15 protein-coding genes and 1 tRNA gene are annotated in these 14,719 nt (G+C 70.2%); 10 read left to right on the forward strand and 6 right to left on the reverse strand.

Features of this window, described 5'->3' with window-relative positions:
- Positions 1–132 precede the first annotated feature (132 nt).
- The gene (locus tag V8201_RS05205) at positions 133–825 is read right to left on the reverse strand and encodes an NAD-dependent deacylase (RefSeq protein WP_336544661.1); all 693 of its coding nucleotides are present in this window, start codon (positions 823–825) and stop codon (positions 133–135) included.
- Between the two features lie 102 nt (positions 826–927).
- On the opposite strand from V8201_RS05205, the gene V8201_RS05210 reads away from it, so the two are divergent.
- The 5 genes from V8201_RS05210 to opgC all read left to right on the forward strand — a co-directional run bounded on the left by V8201_RS05210 (position 928) and on the right by opgC (position 4,094).
- Entirely contained in the window at positions 928–1,182 is a 255-nt protein-coding gene (locus V8201_RS05210) for a hypothetical protein (protein WP_336544662.1), read from the forward strand.
- Between the two features lie 103 nt (positions 1,183–1,285).
- Complete coding sequence (dapB, locus tag V8201_RS05215) at positions 1,286–2,014, forward strand: 4-hydroxy-tetrahydrodipicolinate reductase (RefSeq protein WP_037531445.1); 729 nt, start codon at positions 1,286–1,288, stop codon at positions 2,012–2,014.
- Entirely contained in the window at positions 2,011–2,676 is a 666-nt protein-coding gene (gene nth / locus V8201_RS05220) for an endonuclease III (protein WP_271300350.1), read from the forward strand. The genes dapB and nth overlap by 4 nt, the downstream gene beginning before the upstream one ends.
- Before the next feature lie 46 nt (positions 2,677–2,722).
- Positions 2,723–2,799 (forward strand) — tRNA-Arg (locus tag V8201_RS05225).
- Positions 2,800–2,993: 194 nt separating this feature from the next.
- Positions 2,994–4,094 (forward strand): OpgC domain-containing protein, encoded by a 1,101-nt coding sequence (gene opgC, locus V8201_RS05230; RefSeq protein WP_336544663.1) that lies wholly within the window; start codon positions 2,994–2,996, stop codon positions 4,092–4,094.
- On the opposite strand, the gene V8201_RS05235 is transcribed toward opgC, so the two are convergent.
- Both V8201_RS05235 and V8201_RS05240 read right to left on the reverse strand, forming a co-directional pair.
- Positions 4,084–4,542: a hypothetical protein gene (locus tag V8201_RS05235; protein WP_336544664.1), complete on the reverse strand. Its 459-nt coding sequence runs from the start codon at positions 4,540–4,542 to the stop codon at positions 4,084–4,086. The genes opgC and V8201_RS05235 overlap by 11 nt on opposite strands.
- Before the next feature lie 81 nt (positions 4,543–4,623).
- A complete protein-coding gene (locus V8201_RS05240; protein WP_336544665.1) occupies positions 4,624–4,794 on the reverse strand; it encodes a Flp family type IVb pilin in 171 nt (56 codons plus the stop codon).
- Positions 4,795–4,884: 90 nt separating this feature from the next.
- Here V8201_RS05240 and V8201_RS05245 point away from each other — a divergent pair, with 90 nt between their 5' ends.
- The 5 genes from V8201_RS05245 (at position 4,885) to V8201_RS05265 (ending at position 10,674) form a co-directional block, all read left to right on the forward strand.
- Complete coding sequence (locus V8201_RS05245; protein WP_336544666.1) at positions 4,885–5,667, forward strand: enoyl-CoA hydratase-related protein; 783 nt, start codon at positions 4,885–4,887, stop codon at positions 5,665–5,667.
- A gap of 81 nt (positions 5,668–5,748) precedes the next feature.
- A complete protein-coding gene (locus V8201_RS05250; protein WP_336544667.1) occupies positions 5,749–7,251 on the forward strand; it encodes an efflux transporter outer membrane subunit in 1,503 nt (500 codons plus the stop codon).
- Entirely contained in the window at positions 7,251–8,630 is a 1,380-nt protein-coding gene (locus V8201_RS05255; RefSeq protein WP_336544668.1) for an efflux RND transporter periplasmic adaptor subunit, read from the forward strand. Before V8201_RS05250 ends, V8201_RS05255 begins: the two co-directional genes overlap by 1 nt.
- Before the next feature lie 122 nt (positions 8,631–8,752).
- Positions 8,753–9,472 carry an ABC transporter ATP-binding protein gene (locus V8201_RS05260; protein ID WP_037531460.1) on the forward strand — a complete coding sequence of 240 codons (720 nt, stop codon included), beginning with the start codon at positions 8,753–8,755 and terminating at the stop codon, positions 9,470–9,472.
- Complete coding sequence (locus V8201_RS05265; RefSeq protein ID WP_271300357.1) at positions 9,469–10,674, forward strand: ABC transporter permease; 1,206 nt, start codon at positions 9,469–9,471, stop codon at positions 10,672–10,674. Before V8201_RS05260 ends, V8201_RS05265 begins: the two co-directional genes overlap by 4 nt.
- An 80-nt stretch (positions 10,675–10,754) precedes the next feature.
- Here the strand turns inward: V8201_RS05265 and V8201_RS05270 are convergent, their stop codons facing one another.
- The 3 genes from V8201_RS05270 to V8201_RS05280 form a co-directional block, all read right to left on the reverse strand.
- On the reverse strand, positions 10,755–11,384 hold the full coding sequence (locus V8201_RS05270; protein ID WP_037531464.1) for a nucleotidyltransferase family protein: 630 nt from the start codon (positions 11,382–11,384) through the stop codon (positions 10,755–10,757).
- Positions 11,381–12,307 (reverse strand): XdhC family protein, encoded by a 927-nt coding sequence (locus V8201_RS05275; protein WP_336544669.1) that lies wholly within the window; start codon positions 12,305–12,307, stop codon positions 11,381–11,383. The genes V8201_RS05270 and V8201_RS05275 overlap by 4 nt, the downstream gene beginning before the upstream one ends.
- A 154-nt stretch (positions 12,308–12,461) precedes the next feature.
- Positions 12,462–14,648 carry a molybdopterin cofactor-binding domain-containing protein gene (locus V8201_RS05280; protein ID WP_336544670.1) on the reverse strand — a complete coding sequence of 729 codons (2,187 nt, stop codon included), beginning with the start codon at positions 14,646–14,648 and terminating at the stop codon, positions 12,462–12,464.
- Between the last annotated feature and the right edge of the window lie 71 nt (positions 14,649–14,719).

Consider the following 14,719-nt stretch of genomic DNA (forward strand, 5'->3'; position numbering starts at 1 on the left):
GGAGTCGGGAGGATGTTCGCGCGCAGGCGCGGAGGGCGGGTGACCGCCGCGGCAGTGCCATTCTCCCGGTCAGGTTGAACCATGCCGTGCCCTCTCAGGCGCGCGCCTCCGCGCCTCCGCGCCAACCCGCTGCTAGGCCAGCATCTCCGCCACCCAGGCCGGCACCAGCGTCCCCGCCGGCCCGAGCCGCGTTTCGGCGAACAGCGCGCTGCCCGCCGAGCGTTCGAGATTGAGTTCGATCGTGTCCGCGCCATAGGCATCGGCGAGCTGGACGAAGCCGGCGGCAGGATAGACGGCGCCCGATGTGCCGATCGAGACGAACAGGTCGGCGCGCGCCAGCGCCGCCTCGATCCGTGCCATCTGATAGGGCATCTCGCCGAAGAAGACGATGTCCGGGCGCAGCGCCGCCGCACCGCACGTCTCGCAACGGGTGCCCGGCGGCAGCGCCTCGGACCGTGGCCGACGCGCGCCGCACGCGGCGCATAGGGCCGACTGGAGTTCGCCATGCATGTGCAGCAGCCGCCGCGTCCCGGCGCGCTCGTGCAGATCGTCGACGTTCTGCGTCACGATCAGCAACTCGCCGGGCCAGGCCGCGTCGAGCGCGGCGAGCGCGCGATGCGCCGCATTGGGCTCGACCGCGGCGAGCGCCGCCCGCCGCGCGTCGTAGAAGCGGTGCACCAGCAGCGGGTCGGCGGCGAGCGCCTCGGGCGTGCAGACGTCCTCGACGCGGTGCCCCTCCCACAGGCCGCCCGGCCCGCGGAACGTGGCGATACCCGACTCGGCGGAGACGCCGGCGCCGGTGAGGATGACGAGCGATGCGGTCATCCCGCCACGATAGCGTCGCGCCGCCGCCGCGCCAGCATCGGTTCTATGACGAGGGGTCAGCGGACGGCGGGGAGGGGGATATTGATTGCCTAGCTGGCGACGGTGGCATTCGATCAGACGATCCTGCTGATCGCGCTGATCGGCGATCATCAGGGGCTATCCGACGGCTATCGCTTCAGGACACCCGATTGGCCGGTTCTCGATCGGGCAACGCATCCGTACCTGATACTCATCGGATCAGCGCTGTTCTGCCTTGGCGTGGCGATGATCTTGGGGCGGCGTCGGCTCGGCCTCCGCCTCCGCACGATCGTCGGTTGGATCGGCTACCTTGGCCGGTTCGTCACCGATCTGGCATAAGCGGCACGCTCGATCTTTGTCAGCGAGAGGCTGGGCTGTCGCCCGGCGCGGCGCTGTGGCAGAGGGCGCGCATGGACCATTCTCCCCACGTCGGACCCGCAGCATGACCGCGATCGGCATCTATGGCAGCAGCGGCCGGATGGGCCGCGCGATCACCGAGCAGATCGCGATCGAAGGCGCGACGCTCGCCGGCGGCACCGATGCCGGCGGCGATCCGGCGGTGCTGGCGCGCGTCGCCGACGTACTGGTCGATTTCTCGACGCCGTCTGCGCTCGGCGCGCATCTCGCCGCCGCCCGCGCGGCGCGCACGCCGCTGCTGATCGGTACGACCGGGCTGACCCAGTCGCAGCATGCCGCGATCGACGACGCCGCTGCCGAGATCGCGATCCTGCAGACCGGCAATACCTCGCTCGGCGTGACGCTGCTCGCGCAACTGGTGCGCGAGGCGGCGACGCGGCTCGGCACCGACTGGGATATCGAGATCGTCGAGAGCCACCACCGCCACAAGGTCGACGCGCCCTCGGGCACCGCCATCCTGCTCGGCGAGGCGGCGGCGGCGGGGCGGGGGACGATTCTGTCGGAGCTGCGCGTCGACGGCCGCGCCGGGCTGACCGGCGCGCGCACCGAGGGGACGATCGGTCTGTCGTCGCTGCGCGGCGGATCGGTGATCGGCGATCATACGGTCGTCTTCGCGAGCGAGGGCGAGCGGATCGAGCTGTCGCATCTCGCGCAGGACCGGTCGATCTTCGCCAAGGGCGCGGTGCGTGCGGCGCTGTGGCTCGCCGACCGGCCCGCCGGCCGCTATCGCATGGGCGACGTGCTCGGCCTGTGAAGAAGGCCGACGTCTTCGAATTCTACCGGCGGCTGGCGGAGGCCAATCCGCATCCCGAGACCGAACTCGAATCGGGCAACGTCTTCCAGTTGCTCGTCGCGGTGGTGCTGTCGGCGCAGGCGACCGACGCCGGCGTCAACAAGGCGACGCGCGCCTTGTTCGCCGAGGTCGGGACGCCCGAACAGATGGTCGCCCTCGGGCTCGACGCGCTCAAACAGCATATCCGCACGATCGGCCTGTTCAACACCAAGGCCAAGAACGTCATCGCTCTGTCCGAGGCGCTGGTCGCCGACCATGACGGTATGGTGCCCGCCGACCGCGCCGCGCTCGAGGCGCTGCCCGGCGTCGGTCGCAAGACCGCCAATGTCGTGATGAACGTCGCCTTCGGCGCGGAGACCTTCGCGGTCGACACGCATATCTTCCGCGTCGGCAACCGTACCGGCCTCGCCCGCGGCAAGACGCCGCTCGCGGTCGAGCGCAAGCTCGACGCGGCGACGCCGCAGCCGTTCCGCCTGCACGCGCATCACTGGCTGATCCTGCACGGCCGCTACGTCTGCAAGGCGCGCCGGCCCGAATGCTGGCGCTGCATCGTCGCCGACCTCTGCGCCTTCAAACCCAAGACGCCGCCGCCGAAGACCGCCGCATCTCCGCCACCGGCATAAAGCCACTGGCGCCGCGCCTTCGGCTTTGCTAGGCGCAGCCAACCAGGCACCCGTAGCTCAGCTGGATAGAGCGCTGCCCTCCGAAGGCAGAGGCCACAGGTTCGAATCCTGTCGGGTGCGCCACCCATTCGTCCTGTCCCATTTGCCGGTCACCACCGGTCAAGCCGTCCGTCGGATACGGGGCCGCCTGCGATTCAGCGGCGGCGGAGGTGTCCTGCGTCACGACAAAAACGTCACCCTTCAATACCAAAAACTAAACCTTTGTGGTCACTGGCTATTTCGAGGGCCGGCGAGGCCAGGTGACGGGGATGGTGGCGATGACGGCGGGGCCAGGACGCGAGACGCGTATCGATATCTTGCGCGGGCTGGCGATGGTAGTGATCGCGATCAATCACATCACCGTCGCCTTCCAGATCTATCATCTCGACGGTCGCGGCGTACCGACGCCGTCGTCCTTCGGCTATTCGTCGTCTGCGTCGATCTTCGTGATCATGTCGGGCTACATGGTCGGCATGGTCTATCAGCGAAAGGCCAATCCGACCGCGGCGGTGTTGCGGCGGGCGGCACGGCTCTACGTCTACGACGGGCTGCTGCTGCTCGCGGTGACGCCGGTCCTGGCGATGATGCCGGCCTGGGAGGCGACGGCCTGGAGCGCCGACTTCCTCCATCGCAGCCCCACCGAAGGGCTGCTGCTGTTCCTCGCGCTGCTGCGCGCGCCGACATTGCTCGACGTGCTGCAACTCTATGTGATCTTCATGCTGGTCACGCCGGTGGCGCTGTGGCTCCACCGGCGCAGCGCGACGCTGTTGGTGGGCGTGTCGGTCGGCCTGTGGCTGGCATCGCAGTTCGCGACCCTGACCGGGCTGCTCGATCCGGCGGTGGTCGAGTGGAAGTTCAACCCGGCGGCGTGGCAGATCTTCTTCTTCGTGCCGATGCTTCTCGGGACGCGTCGCGCGCATGAGCGGGTCTTCGCCTATCTGGAAGCGCATCGCACGATGACGATCCTGCTGGCGGTGACCGTCGGTGCCTTCGCGGCGGCCAAGCTGCTCCATATCGAGCGCCATGTTCCCAATTCCGGGCTGCTCACGTCGAAGGGCAATCTCGGCCTGCTGCGGCTGATCCATGCGCCGATCATCATCGCTTTCTATTGCGGCCTGCTGTCCTGGCGGCGCGATCTGGTGGCATCGGCGCCGATGCGGGCGCTCGCCTGCATCGGCCGGCAGACGCTCTATTGCTATATGGCGACGGTGTGGATCACCTATGTGCTCGCCGCGCTATGGTATCGTGCGGGCGGGGGTTATGCGACCTATCTCGGCGCGGTGATGCTGGCGGTGCTGCTGACGGCGGCCGTCGCCGTGGTGTTCGATGCGCGTGCGCGCCGGACGACGGCGCACCGGAAGCTGGCGATCACCGCGTAGCGGGCATGTCGCCGGCATTCCGATCGGCGCCGAGCAGCGAAGCGATCGCGGCCTGTTCGACGCGCAGATGGTCGAGCAACTGTTCGGTGATCGTCATCATGTCGCGGCGATAGGCGGGCCACTCGGCGGCGAGATCGGCATGCTGCCAGCGGCTGACATAGGCGGCGAAGCTGTCGCCCATCAGCACGCATTCGCATTTGAGCAGCCGCGCCGTCGCGCCGCGCCTGCCATGCCCTTCGGCGATGACCGGATCGAACACCCGGCCGTGCTTGAACCGCTGATAGTCGCCGAGCAGCGCGAAGATGCCTTCACGGTTGCGGGTCAGCGTCGCCGCCGCGGCGCGCGTGTCGGCGATCACCAGCGCCCGCGCGTCGCGCAGGAAGGTCATGGCCTCCGCGACGAAGCGATCGGCCTCGATCCGGACGGCGGTGATATCAGACGGGTTCATGTCATGGTCCATATCGGACACGTGCACCCTTATCTCTTAACGGAAGCACCTCGATCGGAAACGGTGTGTTCGCCTGCGGATCTAGGTCGCCTTCATGTTGGACGAAACGTTCTGGAACGTCGTCTTGAGCTTGTTGCCGAGGCCCTGCATCGCGGCGATCGCTGCGACCGCGATAAGGGCGGCGATCAGCCCATATTCGATGGCGGTTGCGGCCTTGCGGTCGTGGACGAGCGAATGAAGGATATGACGCATGATCATCCGCTTAACCACGCGAAGGTGAAGAAAGCGTAGCGCCCGCCGCGGCGCCGGCCTAGACCTGCGCGAGCCATGCAGGGGAGAGCGATGACCTACCAGCATATCCTCGCCGAGGCGCGAGGCGACGTCCGCGTGCTGACGCTCAACCGGCCCGAGCGGCTCAATGCCGCGCCGCCCGCGCTGTTCGACGAGCTGCGCGACGCACTCGACCGGCTCGACGGCGCCCGCGCGGTGCTGATCACCGGGGCAGGGCGCGCCTTCTGTTCGGGCGCGGACGTGGCCGGCGGCGCGCTCGACGGCGACGATCCCGGCACGGCGACGCATGCGGCGCTCACCGATCACTACAATCCGACATTGGTCGCGATCGCCGATTGCCCGGTGCCGGTGGTCAGCGCGGTGCGCGGCCCCGCCGCCGGCATCGGCTGCAGCCTCGCGCTCGCCGCCGATCTCTGCATCGCCAGCGACACCGCCTATTTCCTGCAGGCGTTCGTCAATATCGGGCTGGTGCCGGACGGCGGCGCGACCTGGATGCTGCCGCGGCTGATCGGCCGCGCCCGCGCCACCGCGATGATGCTGCTCGGCGAGCGGGTCCCCGCCGCCACCGCGCGCGACTGGGGGATGATCCACGACGTCGTCGCCGACGATGCGCTCGATGCGGCGGCGCTGGCGCTGGCGACGCGGCTCGCCGCCGGGCCGACGGTGGCGCTCGGGCTGATGCGCCGCGCGATCGGCCGGGCGCTCGACGGCGACTATGCCGGCGCGCTCGCCGCCGAGGCGGAGGCGCAGCGGACCGCGCGCGGCACGGCGGATTCGCGCGAGGGCGGAGCGGCCTTCCTCGCCAAGCGCAAACCCGTCTTCACCGGCCGCTGAGCCGCGGCGGCGCGCGGATGCGACACATATTGCGACATAAAAAGGCTGGACGCGCCGGTGTGTCGGCCACACGATACGGCCATGGTCCGCGCCTCCGCTCTGTTGCTCGTCCCCGTCGCGCTCGCCGGATGCACCGTCGGCCCTGACTATCACCCGCAAAGCGCCGCCGCGCTCGGCGTGCCCGACGGCTATTCGGTGCCGGCGCAGCAGACCGCCGAGGACCTGACCCGCTGGTGGGCGAATTTCGACGATCCGGTGCTCGGCCAGCTGGTCGAACAGGCGCGGCTCGCCAACACCGATATCGCGCAGGCGGTGGCGCGGCTGCGGCAGGCGCGCGAATCGCTGGTGCAGAGCCGCGCGTCGCTGCTGCCGACGCTGTCGGGTTCGGCAGGCTATCAGCGCAACGAAAACCTGCGCGGCGGCGGACGCTCGTTCACCTTGCCCGACGGCACCGTCGTCGACACCGGCGGCGGCGGCACCAACAGCTTCTCCGCCGGCCTGTCGGCGAGCTACCAGCTCGGCCTGTTCGGCGAGGTGCGCCGCACGGTCGAGGCGACGCAGGCGCAATATGCCGCGACCGGCTTCGATTATGCGACGACGCTGCTGACCGTCGAGAGCGAGGTGGCGACCAATTACGTGCTCGCCCGCGCCTATCAGGCGCAGCTCGCCAATGCCCGCGCCAGTCTCGCGATTCAGGACGACAATCTCGAGATCGCCGGCTTCCGCGTCCAGGCCGGGCTGGTTTCCTCGGTCGATGCCGAACAGGCGCGGGCGCAGCGCGCGCAGACCGCCGCGACCGTGCCGCAGATCGAACAGCAATATGCCGCCGCGGTCGCGCGGATCGGCGTGCTGACCGGTCAGGCGCCCGGCGCGCTGCGCAGCCGGCTCGCCGCCGCGCGGCCGATCCCGCGCGGCCCGGCGACGGTCGGCGTCGGCATCCCCGCCGACGCATTGCGCCGCCGCCCCGACGTACGCGCCGCCGAACGCGCGCTCGCCGCCGCGACCGCGCAGATCGGCGTCGCCAAGGCGCAGCTCTATCCGGCGCTGGCGATCAGCGGCAACGTCAACTCCAACGCGACCGGGCTCGGCAGCCTTGGCAATGCGATCACCGGCAGCCTGTTCGCCGGGCTGACCCAGGCGATCTTCAACGGCGGCCGATTGCGCAGCCAGGTGCGATCGAACGAGGCGGCGGCGGATGCGGCCTTCGCCGCCTATCGCGGCACGATCCTCACCGCGCTGGAGGATATCGAGAATGCGATCGTCGCGCTCGATTCGGCGCGCCAGCGCGAGATGCAATTCGGCATCGCTTATGATGCGAGCAACGCCGCGGCGATCCTCGCGCGCAGCCAGTATCGCAGCGGCCTCACCGATTTCACCACGCTCAACCAGCAGGAAGCGACGCTGCTGTCGGCGCAGAACGGCCTCACCCAGGCGCGCTCGGACCAGGCGACCGCGCTGGTCGCGCTGTACAATGCGCTCGGCGGCGGCTGGGACCCGAGCGTGACGCCTGAGGCGCCCGCCCGCGCCGCCCGCAACCCGGCGGCGCAACCGCCTGCCCGAACCGCTCCAGAAGAGACCCGCTGATGGCCGAACCGATCGACGATTTTCTGGGCGTGAAGCCGGTGCCGGTGTGGCGGCGCTACCTCAAATGGGTGTTCGTCGCGATCGGCGTCGTGCTGCTCGCGCTGCTGCTCAAGAGCTGTTTCGGCGCCAAGGCGGAGGCGGGCTATGCGACGCAGGCGGCGACGCGCGGCAATCTCACCGTCACCGTCTCGGCGACCGGCAAGCTCGCGCCGACCAATCAGGTGACGGTCGGCTCGCAGCTGTCGGGCCTCGTCACCAAGGTGGTGGTCGACGTCAACGACCGCGTCAGCGCCGGCCAGCCGCTCGCTCTGATCGATCCGCAGCAGATCGACGATCAGATCCGCCAGCAGCAGGCCCAGATCGCCGCCAACCAGGCGCAGGTCAATCAGGCGCAGGCGACCGTCGCCGAAAGCCGCGCGCAGCTCGCCCGCCTGGAGGAGGTGTACAAACTCTCCAACGGCCGCGTCCCCTCGGGAACCGAATTGCAGACCGGCCGCGCCGATTATCAGCGCAGCGTCGCCGCGCTCAAGGTCGCGCAGGCGAACGTCGCCGCGGCGCAGGCGGCACTGGCGCAGAACCAGACGCAGCGCGCCCGCGCGGTGATCCGCTCGCCGGTCAACGGCGTCGTGCTCGCGCGCCAGATCGATCCCGGTGCCACGGTCGCCGCCTCGTTCAACACGCCGACGCTGTTCGTCATCGCCGAGGACCTCAGCAAGATGAAGCTCGAGGTGGCGATCGACGAGGCCGATGTCGGTGAGGTCAAGGTCGGGCAGAAGGCGAACTTCACCGTCGACGCCTTTCCCGGCCGCACCTTCCCGGCGACGATCACCCGTGTCGATCTCGGCTCCAATCTGACCGTCAGTTCGGCGAGCTCGACATCGACGACGACCACCACCAGCTCGACCAGCGGGCAGGTGGTGAGCTATGCCGCCGACCTCACCGTCGCCAATCCCTCGCTGCAATTGCGGCCCGGCATGACCGCGACCGCGGATATCGTCACCTCCGACAAGCAGAACGTGCTGCTCGTCCCCAATGCGGCGCTGCGCTTCAAGCCTGCGGCGGGCGGCACGGCGGGCGGGTCGAGCGGCGGCATTGCCGGCTCGCTCACCTTCCGCCCGCGCCGCGATCGCCCGGAGCGTACCGCGACGCTGGCGCGCGGCGCGTCGCAGACGGTGTACGTCAAGGGCGCGGACGGCAAGCCGCAGGCGGTGCAGGTGACCACCGGCGACACCAACGGCACGATGACCGAGGTGCTGGGCGGCGACCTCAAGCCCGGTCAGCAGGTGATCACCGGCCAGCTGTCGAGCGGCAACGATGCCGGCGGCGGGGCGAAGCGCGGCGGCGGCCAGCGGCGTCAGGGCGGCGGCGGTGGACAGTAAGCGGCCCGCCGTGTCGTCCTCGCGCAGGCGAGGGGCGAGCGACGCAAGTCGTCCGGCTCCTGCGCAGCGCGGGCGCGTCTGGCTCCCCGCCTGCGCGGGGATGACAGGCGAGGGAAAAGCGCATGGCTGACCCGATCATCACGCTGCGCAACGTCACCAAGGTCTACGGCACCGGTGCGACGCAATTCCAGGCGCTGAAGGGCGTCGACCTCGATATCGCGGCGGGGGATTTCGTCGCGGTGATGGGGCCGTCGGGATCGGGCAAGTCGACGACGATGAACATCCTCGGCTGCCTCGACGTGCCGTCGGGCGGCACCTTCCTGTTCCGCGGCCATCATGTCGAGACGCTCGACCGCGACCAGCGCGCGCTGCTGCGCCGCCGCTACCTCGGCTTCGTCTTCCAGGGCTTCAACCTGCTCAGCCGGACGAGCGCACTGGAGAATGTCGAGCTGCCGTTGCTTTATCGCGGCGAGGACAAGAAGGCGCGGCGCGAGCTCGGCATGGCGGCGCTCGCCAAGGTCGGGCTCGATCGCTGGTGGGATCATACCCCCGCCGAACTGTCCGGCGGCCAGCAGCAGCGCGTCGCCATCGCCCGCGCGATCGTGACGCAGCCCGACGTGCTGCTCGCCGACGAGCCGACCGGCAACCTCGACAGTGAACGCTCGGTGGAGATCATGGAATTGCTCACCGACCTCAACCGTACCAGCAACATCACCGTGCTGATGGTGACGCACGAGCCCGATATGGCCGCCTTCGCGCGCACCGTGATCCACTTCAAGGACGGGTTGGTCGAGCGGATCGAGGCGCAGCATCGCCAGGGCGAGGCCGTGGACGCGTCATGATCGGCACCACGCTCATCCTCGCGCTGCGCTCGATCCGGCGGCATCTGCTGCGCTCGTTCCTCACCATCCTCGGCATCGTCATCGGCGTCGGCGCGGTGGTGACGATGGTGACGCTGGGCAAGGCGACCACCGCGGCGGTGCAGCAGCAGATTTCCGCGCTGGGCAGCAACATCCTTCAGGTGCGGCCGGGGCAGGGCTTCGGGCGCGGTGGCGGCGGGCCGCCGCCGCCGCCGTTCAAGATCGCCGATGCCGATGCGATCGCGACGCAGATCGCCGGCATCACCGCGGTCGCGCCGCAGACCAGCTCGAGCGCCACCGCGATCTACGAAGGCGCCAATTGGTCGACGACGATCAACGGCACGACGCTGGCGTTCAACACCGTCCAGCCCTGGCCGCTCGCCTCCGGCCGCTACTGGACGCCGGGCGAGGAGGAGGCGGGCAAGGCGGTATGCCTAATCGGCAATACCGTGCGCCAGAATCTCTACCGCGGCGGCGATCCGATCGGCACGCGCATCCGCCTCGGCAACGTCAGCTGCGACGTGATCGGCGCGCTGACGACGCGCGGCCAGGGTGGCTTCGGCGATCAGGACGATGTCGTCGTCATGCCGATCAAGACCGTGCAGCGCCGTTTCGTCGGCAATGACGACGTGCGCGTGATGCTGGTCGGCGTCGACAGCGATTACCAGACGAGCGCGGTACAGGCCTCGATCACCGCGCTGCTGCGCGAGCGGCGGCACCTGTCCGGCGGGCGTGACGACGATTTCAACATCTTCGACACCAAGCAGATCTCCGACACGCTCACCGGCACGACGACCCTGCTGACGCGGATCGTCGCGGCGGTGGCGGCGATCAGCCTGGTGGTCGGCGGGATCGGCATCATGAACATCATGCTCGTCTCCGTCACCGAACGGACGCGCGAGATCGGCATCCGCCTCGCGATTGGCGCGGTGGCGCGCGAGGTGCTGCTCCAATTCCTCGTCGAGGCGGTGGCCTTGTCCTGCCTCGGCGGGATCATCGGGCTGGTGATCGCGCAGGGCGTGATCCTCGCGCTGGTGCCGCTGATGCAGGTGCCGTGGACGTTCGATCCGCAGATCAACATCATCGCCTTCGCCATTTCGGCGGTGATCGGCGTGGTGTTCGGCTATTTCCCCGCCCGACGCGCGGCCGCGCTCAACCCGATCGACGCACTGCGCCACGAATAGGGGGGGCGCTCTGAGGGGCGAGCCTTACCCTGCACCTTGTCATCCCCGCGCAGGCGGGGATGATGAGTTGGGATAAAGCTCTACCCCTCCGCCGCCACCCGTCGTCCGACCCGCGTATACACCTCCGGCGCATGGACCAGCTCGCGCAACCGGGCGAGCTCCTCCGGCGTATCGACATCGATCAGCTCGGCGGGCGTCGTCACGACATGCTTGCCCGCCCGCACCATCGCGCGCGCACCGGCGTCGCCCTCCAGCGCGAGCAGCGCGTCGAAGCGGCCGGCGCCGAACACCGCGGGCGGCTTGGGCGCGCGGCCGTCGCTCGACGCGACGATCGCATCCGCGTCGTCGGCGGCATCGAGCAGCTGATAGATATGCGTCGCGGTCACCCGCGGCATGTCGGCGAGCGCGACGACGATGCCGCGCGCCTCGAGCGCGCGCGCGCGCTCCACGCCGAGCGCCAGCGACCGGCTCATCCCCATCGCGGGATCGTCGTTGCGGATCAGCGTGAAGCCATGCGCGGCATAATCGCATTGCGCGCGCCCGACGATCGCCACCCGTTCCCGGAACGGCATGTCCTCGAGCGCGATCGCGACGTGCAGGCCTAGCGGCCGACCGAGGAACGGTTCGTCGAGCTTGCTGCCGACATCGCCCATCCGCTGCGACCGCCCGGCGGCGAGCAGCACCAGCACGCAATCCGCCGCCGCGATCATGCGCGCTGGCCGTGGAACGCGCCGACCATCGCCGCGGCGATCGACAGCGCGATCTCCGACGGGCCGATCGCGCCGATGTCGATGCCGACCGGCGCGTCGATCCGGTCGATCTGCGCCGCGCTCAGCCCCGCCGCGGCGAGCCGGTCGCGGCGCGCGGCATGGCTGCGGCGGCTGCCGAGCGCGCCGACATAGGGCGAGTCGCTGGCGAGCGCGGCGATCAGCGCGGGATCGTCGATCTTGATGTCGTGGCTGAGCGTCACCACCGCGGTCGCCGGACCGGGGCGCAGCGCCTCGATCGCCTCGTCGGGCCAGCGGTCGTCGAGCGTCACGCCGGGGAAACGCTCCTCGGTGAGGAAACGCGCGCGGGGATCGATCACCGTCGTGTCGATGCCGAGCGTGCGGGCGAGCGCGGCGAGCGCCTGGGCGATCTGCACCGCGCCGACGATCAGCAGCCGCCGTGCCGGATCGTAGCGGTTGGCGAACACCTCGCCGGTTTCGATGGGGCGCAAGTCGCTGTGCCCGGTGGTGAGATCGGTGGTGACGGTGAGCGCCTCGCCGCGTTCGCGCGCCTCGGCGATCCGGTCGAACAATTCGGGGTCGAAGCCCGCCGCCGAAACCGGCTGCACCATCACCGCGATCTCGCCGCCGCAGGGCAGGCCGACCTCCCATGCCGCATCGTCGGCGACGCCGTAGCGCTTGAGCTGGAAGGGCGCGCCGGCGATCACCTCGGCGGCGGTCTGCAGGATGTCGCTCTCGACGCAGCCGCCCGACACCGATCCTTCGAACCGTCCGTCGGCATGGACGAGCATATGGCTGCCGCGCGGCCGCGGCGCGCTGCCCCAGGTGGAGACCACCGTCGCGAGCGCGAGCGGTTCGCCCTGCCAATGGCGGGCGGCGGCGAGGACGGAATCGTTTTCGGCCATAGTCTATCCTTTGGTTCCTCCCCGGCACGGGGAGGGGGACCGCGACGCGGAGCGGCGTGGTGGAGGGGTGCTTCCACACACGGTACCGCTTGTGGAAGCCCCCCCTCCACCACGCCCTTTCGGGCGCGGTCCCCCTCCCCTTTCAGGGGAGGAATTATACGTCAGGCAATCCTGCCAGCAATTTATCCAGCGTCACCGGAAAGTCGCGCACGCGCACGCCGCAGGCGTCGTGGATCGCATTCGCCACCGCCGCACCCGCGCCCGAGATGCCGAGCTCGCCCACGCCCTTGGCGCCGACCGGATTGGCGCTGTCGTCGATCTCCTCGATGAAGCGGACGTCGATGCGCGGCACGTCGGCGTTCACGGCGACGTGATATTCGGCGAAGTCGGGATTGACGAAATGGCCGTTGCGCAGGTCGACCACCGCCGCCTCGCCGAGCGCATAGGACAGGCCCCAGACCATGCCGCCGATCAGCTGGTTCGCCGCGGTCTTGGCGTTGAGCACGCGTCCGACGTCGAACACGCCGAGCATCCGCCGCACCCGCACCTCGCCGGTGACGGCATGGACCGCGACCTCGACGAAATGCGCGCCGTGGCTCGCCTGGCTGGTGGCCTGCGTCTCGGCGCCGGGGCCGGTCTTGCCGGTCGCGACGATGGCGGCGCCGTCGAGCAGGTCGACGAGCGCGACGTTGCGCCCGCCCGCCGTGACGACCCCGTCGTGCAGCAGCAGATCCTCGGGCGCGGCGTTCATCCGCAGCGCGAGCGTGGCGAGGATGTCCTCGCAGGCGAGCACCGCCGCCGAACAGGCGCTGCCCGCGCCGAACGATCCGCCGGAGCCGGCGCTGGCGGGCAGGTCGCTGTCGCCGATCTGCACCTCGACCGCGGCGATCGGCAGGCCGAGCATCTCGGCGACGGTCTGCGCGAGGATCGTATAGGTGCCGGTGCCGATGTCGGTCATGTCGCAGGCGACGATCGCGCGCCCGTCGCCGGCCAGCGTCACCCGCGCCTCCGCCTTGACGGTGAAATTGCCGCGCAGCGCCGCCGCCATGCCGTGGCCGATCAGCCAGTCGCCCTCGCGCCGCTTGCGCCGCTCCGCCCAGCCGAAGGCGCGCGCGCCCTCGTCGTAGCAATCGAGCATCCGCCGCGTCGAGAAGCGCTTGCCGCTGACCGGATCGACCTCCGGCTCGTTGCGGCGGCGCAGCTCGACCGGGTCGAGGCCGAGCGTCTCGGCCAGCTCGTCCATCGCGCATTCGACCGCGAAGGTGCCGATCGCCTCGCCCGGTGCGCGCACCGCGCCGGTGGCGGGCAGGTCGACGCGGACGAGATCGGTGCGGAAGCGCCGGGCCTCGCCGGCGTAGAGCGGCAGCGAGCCGAACGGGATCGGTTCAAGGAAACTGGCATCGTCGTTCTGCGCGGCGACGCCCTCATGCGCAAAGGCGGTGATCCGGCCGTCGGCGGTGGCACCGATCCGCACCCGCTGCGTCGTCGCCGAGCGATGGTGGACGAGATAGGCGGTCTGCGCGCGCGGCAGGGCGATCTTGACCGGCCGGCCGACCCGCTCGGCGGCGATCGCGGCGAGGATCACCTCGGGGCCGACGCCGGTCTTGCCGCCGAAGCCGCCGCCGACGAAGGGAGCGAGCACGCGAACGTCCTCGGCGGCGAGGCCAAGGGCCCTGGCGATCGTCCGCCGCGCGCCGCCGATCACCTGATTGCTGGTGCGCACCAGCAGCTTGCCGTCCGCCCAGGCGACCGTGCTGGCATGCGGTTCGAGCGCGGCGGGGAAATGGACCGGCGTCGTATAGCTGCGGTCGAGCACCACCGGTGCCGCCGCCAGCGCCGCATCGACATCGCCGATCTCGACCGGCTTGAGGAAGCCGATGTCGGGATCGCGCTGCACCGGCTGCGCCGTGGGATCGAACCGGCCGTCGCCGGTCTCGGTCGAGACGACGACCAGCGTCGCGGCCTCGCGGGCGACCGCCTGATCCACGGCGACGACGATCGCGACCGGCTGGCCGTAGTGGAAGATGCGGTCGGTGTCGCTGTGTGCCTGCGCTTGCGAGTTGCTTCCGCCGGTCACCATCCGCGGATCGCCATGGATCACCGCGAGGACGCCGGGCAGGGCCTCCGCCGCCGCGGCGTCGATCGCGGTGACGCGGCCGCTGCCGACCGGCGCGCCGACGATCGCGGCATAAGCGATGCCGGGCTCGGCGCCTTCATAGGCATAGGTCGCGGTGCCGCTCACCTTCGCGGGTCCGTCGATCCGCGGCACCGGCGCGCCGAGCACCTCGCCCCGCGCCAGCCCTGCCGGCCGGTAGGCACGGTCCATCGTCATATCGTTCATCGGCTTATCCTCGCCCCCGGGCGCAGGCTATGTAGGGCAGGCAGGCGGCGAGGAACAGGGGAGGGGGGCTG

This window comes from Sphingomonas kyungheensis (genome assembly GCF_037120395.1).
Taxonomy (GTDB): Bacteria; Pseudomonadota; Alphaproteobacteria; order Sphingomonadales; family Sphingomonadaceae; genus Sphingomonas; species Sphingomonas kyungheensis.

What these genes read in the sequence shown, in the direction of transcription:
- V8201_RS05270 (WP_037531464.1), bottom strand. Translation starts at nt 11,384, where the DNA reads ATGATCGCGGCGGCGGATTGCGTGCTGGTGCTGCTCGCCGCCGGGCGG.
- V8201_RS05260 (WP_037531460.1), top strand. Translation starts at nt 8,753, where the DNA reads ATGGCTGACCCGATCATCACGCTGCGCAACGTCACCAAGGTCTACGGC.
- V8201_RS05265 (WP_271300357.1), top strand. Translation starts at nt 9,469, where the DNA reads ATGATCGGCACCACGCTCATCCTCGCGCTGCGCTCGATCCGGCGGCAT.
- V8201_RS05250 (WP_336544667.1), top strand. Translation starts at nt 5,749, where the DNA reads ATGGTCCGCGCCTCCGCTCTGTTGCTCGTCCCCGTCGCGCTCGCCGGA.
- V8201_RS05255 (WP_336544668.1), top strand. Translation starts at nt 7,251, where the DNA reads ATGGCCGAACCGATCGACGATTTTCTGGGCGTGAAGCCGGTGCCGGTG.
- V8201_RS05205 (WP_336544661.1), bottom strand. Translation starts at nt 825, where the DNA reads ATGACCGCATCGCTCGTCATCCTCACCGGCGCCGGCGTCTCCGCCGAG.
- dapB (WP_037531445.1), top strand. Translation starts at nt 1,286, where the DNA reads ATGACCGCGATCGGCATCTATGGCAGCAGCGGCCGGATGGGCCGCGCG.
- V8201_RS05280 (WP_336544670.1), bottom strand. Translation starts at nt 14,648, where the DNA reads ATGAACGATATGACGATGGACCGTGCCTACCGGCCGGCAGGGCTGGCG.
- V8201_RS05235 (WP_336544664.1), bottom strand. Translation starts at nt 4,542, where the DNA reads ATGAACCCGTCTGATATCACCGCCGTCCGGATCGAGGCCGATCGCTTC.
- V8201_RS05245 (WP_336544666.1), top strand. Translation starts at nt 4,885, where the DNA reads ATGACCTACCAGCATATCCTCGCCGAGGCGCGAGGCGACGTCCGCGTG.
- V8201_RS05275 (WP_336544669.1), bottom strand. Translation starts at nt 12,307, where the DNA reads ATGGCCGAAAACGATTCCGTCCTCGCCGCCGCCCGCCATTGGCAGGGC.
- opgC (WP_336544663.1), top strand. Translation starts at nt 2,994, where the DNA reads ATGACGGCGGGGCCAGGACGCGAGACGCGTATCGATATCTTGCGCGGG.
- V8201_RS05240 (WP_336544665.1), bottom strand. Translation starts at nt 4,794, where the DNA reads ATGCGTCATATCCTTCATTCGCTCGTCCACGACCGCAAGGCCGCAACC.